We start from the raw sequence: 5,544 nt of genomic DNA on the forward strand, positions 1-5,544 counted from the left end.
GGCGCACGCCTTCGAAGGGCGTGTCGGGCACCCGCCAGCCGGTCACGCACTGCACGTCCTTGACCAGCCGGGTCTGCGGCAGGGCCCGCAGGTCGGCGAGGCTGTAGGTGCGCGGCTCGTCGACCAGGCCGCCGATCCGCAGCCGGTAGTTCGCGGCGTTCTTGTCCGGCACCGAACCGGTCACCGAGTAGTAGCGGAACCCGCCGCCGTTCGGGAGCAGTCCGGTCAGGCCGGTGGGGTCCTTGCCGGAGAAGGTGCCGAGTACCGACTCGGTGATCCGTTGCAGCACGGGCGCGGTCACCACGCCGAGCGCACCGAGACCGACGGTGCCGAGGAACACCCGGCGGCCGACCGGGCTGCCCTGCTCGGTGTGCCGTGGCTCCTCGGACAGTTCAGAGTTCACGTACTCATTCGAACACCGTTGGGGCGGACGTGGTCCCGAAAACCGGCGGCCGTAAGAAATCCACAACCTCTTCTCATGAACCTCCCAGCGCGCGTGCCCGGGCCGTCCGGAATGCCTCGCAGGGGTCGCGGTCGGGGTACGACCAGGGCACCTCGGTGGTGTGCCGGCCGATGCGCTGGAACAGGGCGGCGGCCTCGGCGTAGCGGCCTGCGCCCGAGGTGGCGTGGGCGAGGTGGTTGAGGTCGATGTGACGGCGGGGGTGCTCCTCGATGCCCCACTCCAGCCACCAGTCGAAGGCCGCGTTCAGCGCGCGCCGGGCGGACGGCTCGGCCCAGTGCCCGGCGCCGGCCGGATCGGCGGGCGCCCCTCCGGTGGCGGCCAGCACCCGGTGCCGTTCGGTGTAGGCGACGACCGGGAGGATGGCGAGCGGGGAGTCCGCCGGGGCCGCGGCGGCCGAGCGCTCCGCGAAGGCGCACAGCTCGTACGACCCCTGTGTCTCGGTCTCCGCGATCCGGGCGGCCATCAGGTGGTGCGCGTGATGGTGCTCGGGGTGGCGGCGGCGCACCTCGGCGAAGGCGCGCCGGACCTCCTCGTCGGTGCCGAGGTGCCGGGCCAGCAGGAGCAGGCCGAGCCACGGGGTGGGGTCGGCGGGGGCGAGCGCGGCGGCGCTGCCGCACGCCTCGCGGGCCCGCTCGGGCGGCTCCTTGCCGCGCAGCGCCCGCCGGACCAGGGTCAGCGCGTACAGGGTGGCGGCGCCGGCCGCGCCGGGCTCGGCCAGCAGCCACTCGCGGGACCAGGCGACGGCGTACGGTTCGCGGGCGAGGACGGTGACCCGGTGGCCCCGGCGGTCCCAGTCCTCACCCGTGTGGAGCAACAGGGAGCGGGCGGACTGCCAGCGGCCCTGGGCCAACGCGGCGCGGGCGGAGATGAGTTCGGCGTCGTCCAGGGCGTCGTCCGGACAGTGTGCGCATCCGGGGTGCGTGGTCGCGCGGGGACCTTCGGCGACGGCCCGGCCTGGGCCTACGAGGGGCGGGGTTGGGGGCACCGCGGAACTTCCTGGTTGTCGGGCTGCCATCGGCCGATCACGCACAGCAAACCCTCCGCCAAGACTTTGCGTCAAGCTGAGCGCTACTGATCCTTGGTTCAACTACCTTGGAACGGAGGGAACTTGACGCGGGCGGGTCCCCGGTTGGCGTACCGTGACCGCAGGGCTTCGGGTGCCGGCTGTGGCGTACGCCATGGCGCGGGCCGCCCAGGCGTCGGACCATGGCAGTGCGGTCCGACGCCCAGCGCCACCCTCCGCGATCGACCCGGGCGCCGTGACCGAGTCCGTCGCCCGGTTCCGGGTACTCCCGGAGCACCACCCATCCGGCAGCGCTACAGTCGGCCACTACGCACCCCGTAGCCCGGCCGCATGATCGAGGTACGCAGCGTGTCCGTACTGGTTCTGGTTCTCGCCGTGAGCGCGGCCTGTTGCCTGGGCTTCGGGTTCGTGCTCCAGCAGAACGTCGCGCAGCAGGCTCCGCTCAGCGACTTCCTCTCGCCCCGGCTGCTGCTGGACCTGATGAAGGTGCCGCGCTGGCTGGGCGGCATCGGCCTGATGGTGGCCGGGATGGTCCTCGGGGCGGTCGCCCTCGGCAAGGGCGAGATCTCCCTCGTCGAGCCGCTGCTCGCCACGAACCTGCTGTTCGCCCTCGCGCTCTCCAGACACCAGACCAAGCACCCCCTCAGCCACCAGGGGTGGGCGGGGCTGCTGCTGCTCGCCGGTGGTGTCACCGCGTTCATCCTGGCGGGCGAGCCACGCGGCGGACACGCGATCGCCGACCCGCTGCGCCACTGGCTGATCATCGGCGTGGTCGTCGGCATCGCCCTGGTGCTCACCACCTGTGCCAAGCGGTCGAGGCTCAGCGCCGGCCCCACCCTGCTCGCCCTCGCCGCCGGCCTGCTCTACGGCGTCCAGGACGCGCTGACCCGGGTCACCAGTACCCGCTTCTCCGAGGGCGGCATCATGGAGGTGCTGACCGGCTGGCAGCCGTACGGGGTCCTGGCGCTCGGGGTGACCGGGCTGCTCCTCGTACAGAGCGCGTTCGAGACGGCGGAGCTGCGGATGTCGCTGCCGGCGCTCACCGCGGCCCAGCCGCTCACCGGGATCCTGTGCGGTGTGGGTTTCCTCGGGGACCGGCTGCGTACCGACACCGGGGCGCTGGCCTGGGAGGCGGCGGGGCTCGCGGCGGTCGTGGCGGGCATCGTGCTGCTCGGGCTGCATCCGGCGATGCCGCGGGGCGCGGCGCCGCGGGAGCGGTCCCTCGACCTCCAGCCGCGCTGACGCCCTCCCCGGTCGGCCTGCTTGGATGGCGGCATGAACGCTGCTGACGAAATCCTCGACATCGTCGACGAGAACGACCGGGTGACCGGGCAGGCCCCGCGCGGCGAGGCCTACGCCCGGGGCCTGCGCCACCGCTGCGTCTTCATCCAGGCCAGGGACGCGTCCGGCCGGATCTTCGTCCACCGCCGCACCGCCACCAAGCTGGTCTTCCCCTCCCTGTACGACATGTTCGTCGGGGGTGTGGTGGGCGCGGGCGAGTCCTACGACGACGCGGCGCTGCGGGAGGCCGAGGAGGAACTGGGCGTGACCGGTCTCCCCCGGCCCACGTTCCTGTTCAAGTTCCTGTACGACAACGGAGCCGGGCAGAGCTGGTGGTCGGCGGTGTACGAGGTCCGCTGCGAGCTGCCGGTGCGGCCGCAGGTGGAGGAGGTCGCCTGGCACGACTTCCTCAGCGAGGAGGAGCTGGTGTCCCGGCTCGGCGCGTGGGAGTGGGTACCGGACGGGGTGGCGGCATGGGGCCGGCTGCGGGAGTGGCGGGGCTGAAGCGCCCCGCACCCGACCGGACCACGGCACCGCACCCCCGGTAGTCTTCCTCCGTGTGATCGAATTCGCGCGGAACGTCCGTTTGTGGTTCGCCCCCGAGGTCGTACGGCAGGAGGGGACGACCCCCGACTACCGTTTCTCCCTCGCCAACGAGCGGACCTTCCTGGCCTGGCTGCGCACCGCCCTCGCTCTCATCGGCGGCGGTTTCGCCGTGGACCAGTTCCTGCCCGACCTCCGCTGGGGCTGGCGCGTCGGCCTCGCGCTCGCCCTGCTCGCCGCGGGCGTCCTGTGCTCCCTGCGCGCCGTGAACCACTGGATGCGCTGCGAGCGGGCGATGCGGCGCGGCGAGGACCTGCCGGTCTCCCGCTTCCCGGCCCTGCTGAGCGTGGTCGTCGCCGTGGTCGCCGTGGCGATGGTGATCGTCGTGCTCGCGGGGTGGGAGGGGTGACCGGGCCGGCCCGGGACCCCGGGCTCCAGCCGGAGCGGACCCGGCTGGCCTGGCGCCGTACGACGCTCTCCGCCACCGTCGCCGCGACACTCGCCGCGAAGGCCGCCCTGCACGACGGCACCTCGGCCCTCGGAGTCGTCGCCTGCGCGGCCGTCTGCGCCCTGTGGCTGGGCTTCCTGCTCGTCGCCAACCGCCGCATCAGCGCCCTCGCGGCCGACGACCGCCCCCCGGCGCTGGCCCCCCGGCAGGCGACCGCGGCGGTGCTGTGCACGGTCGCCGTCGCGGTCTGCGCCACGGCACTGGTCGTCTAGGACACCTTCGGGGTACTCGGACGCCACGCAACCGGAATGACCTGATATGCGGCTTGTGCGTGGCAGCCTGTCCGTCGGCGTCCCGCCGCATCCCCGACTTCCGGACCCCTGAAGGTGAGCACCATGACCACCCTTCACCAGGAACACACCGCGCACGGCCACAGCCACGGGCCGGGCTGCGGGCACGACCAGGTGCCGCACGGCGACCACGTCGACTACGCGCACAACGGGCACCTGCACCGCGAGCACGGCGGCCACTGGGACGAGTGCGAGCCCGAGGCGCACGTCACCCACGACGGCCACGAGCACCGGCACGGCGACGGCTGCGGACACACCGGCGTCCTGCACGGCGACCATGTCGACTATCTTCACGACGGACACCGGCACGCCGAGCACGACGGCCACTGGGACGACCACTGATCCGGCCCGGCCCCGATCGGCGGCTCCCCGCCCTGCGCGCGCGGGGAGCCGCCTCGTCCCGGCCGGACCGTAGGGTGGTCCCGGTCACGTTCGGTTCGCGGACTGGACGGCATACCGACCGGTCGGCATCATAAGTCGGGTCCTGTTCATTCGTTCGTAGGAGCGATGCATGAGCCCCGACCACCCGCCCGGACTGGATCTCGACCGGCTGCGCGGCCTGCTCGAACGCGAGCGGCCCGGCCTGGTGTCCGGTCCGCTGACCGGAAGGCTGATCGAGGGCGGACGGTCGAACCTCACCTACGCGGTCTCCGACGGCACCTCCAAGTGGGTGGTGCGACGGCCGCCGCTCGGTCACGTCCTGGCCACCGCGCACGACATGAGGCGCGAGCACCGGGTGATCAGCGCGCTGCACCCGACCGAGGTGCCGGTGCCGCGGCCGGTGCTGCTGTGCGAGGACGAGGAGGTCCTCGGCGCACCGTTCTACGTGATGGAGTTCGTCGAGGGCACCCCGTACCGCACCTCCGGTCAGCTCGCCCCGCTCGGCGCGGAGCGCACCCGCAACGCGGTGCTCTCCCTCGTCGACACTCTGGTGGAACTGCACGCCGTGGACCCCGCGGAGGTGGGTCTCGCCGACTTCGGCCGACCCGAGGGCTTCCTCGACCGGCAGCTGCGGCGCTGGGGCAAGCAGCTGGACGCCTCCCGCAACCGGGAGCTGGCCGGCATCGACGAGCTGCACGCCACCCTCGGCCGCCGGCTGCCCGACTCCCCCGCGCCCGCCGTCATCCACGGCGACTACCGCCTGGACAACGTGCTGATCGGCGACGACGACACGATCAAGGCGATCCTCGACTGGGAGATGTCCACGCTCGGCGACCCACTGACCGACCTGGGCCTGCTGGTGATGTACAGCCAGCCGCTGGGCGCGCCCGACTCGCCGGTCTCGACCACCGCCGAGGCGCCCGGCCACCCGTCCCCGCAGGAGCTGGTCGAGCGCTACGCCGCCCGCTCCGGCCGGGACGTCACGGCGGTGCCCCTCGACATCGACATGGTCAGCGCGGTCTGCCCGAACTGCAACATCGACCTCGTCGAGGCG

General features: G+C 73.0%; 8 protein-coding genes. 6 read left to right on the top strand and 2 right to left on the bottom strand.

Annotated features, from left to right (window positions below; genetic code table 11):
• On the bottom strand, positions 1 to 403 hold a 403-nt coding region (locus ABZ646_RS38785; protein ID WP_360530074.1), incomplete at its 3' end, for a molybdopterin-dependent oxidoreductase.
• Positions 404 to 476: 73 nt separating this feature from the next.
• On the bottom strand, positions 477 to 1,448 hold the full coding sequence (locus tag ABZ646_RS38790; protein WP_360530077.1) for a hypothetical protein: 972 nt from the start codon (positions 1,446 to 1,448) through the stop codon (positions 477 to 479).
• Between the two features lie 369 nt (positions 1,449 to 1,817).
• Between ABZ646_RS38790 and ABZ646_RS38795 the strand changes: the two genes are divergently transcribed.
• From ABZ646_RS38795 to ABZ646_RS38820, 6 genes are all read left to right on the top strand, one after another.
• On the top strand, positions 1,818 to 2,729 hold the full coding sequence (locus ABZ646_RS38795; RefSeq protein ID WP_360530080.1) for a DMT family transporter: 912 nt from the start codon (positions 1,818 to 1,820) through the stop codon (positions 2,727 to 2,729).
• A 33-nt stretch (positions 2,730 to 2,762) separates the two neighbouring features.
• Complete coding sequence (locus ABZ646_RS38800) at positions 2,763 to 3,272, top strand: NUDIX domain-containing protein (protein WP_360530083.1); 510 nt, start codon at positions 2,763 to 2,765, stop codon at positions 3,270 to 3,272.
• A gap of 55 nt (positions 3,273 to 3,327) precedes the next feature.
• Positions 3,328 to 3,720, top strand: coding sequence for a DUF202 domain-containing protein (locus ABZ646_RS38805; RefSeq protein WP_360530086.1), 393 nt, complete (start codon positions 3,328 to 3,330; stop codon positions 3,718 to 3,720).
• Positions 3,717 to 4,031, top strand: a complete 315-nt coding sequence (locus tag ABZ646_RS38810; protein ID WP_360530089.1) for a DUF202 domain-containing protein — start codon at positions 3,717 to 3,719, stop codon at positions 4,029 to 4,031. The genes ABZ646_RS38805 and ABZ646_RS38810 overlap by 4 nt, the downstream gene beginning before the upstream one ends.
• 123 nt (positions 4,032 to 4,154) lie before the next feature.
• Positions 4,155 to 4,451, top strand: coding sequence for a hypothetical protein (locus ABZ646_RS38815; RefSeq protein ID WP_360530091.1), 297 nt, complete (start codon positions 4,155 to 4,157; stop codon positions 4,449 to 4,451).
• A gap of 169 nt (positions 4,452 to 4,620) precedes the next feature.
• Positions 4,621 to 5,544: phosphotransferase family protein (locus ABZ646_RS38820; RefSeq protein ID WP_360530094.1), on the top strand; the 924-nt coding region annotated here is incomplete at its 3' end.

Origin of the sequence: Streptomyces sp. NPDC007162, assembly GCF_040634175.1 — a bacterium.
Lineage (GTDB): Bacteria > Actinomycetota > Actinomycetes > Streptomycetales > Streptomycetaceae > Streptomyces.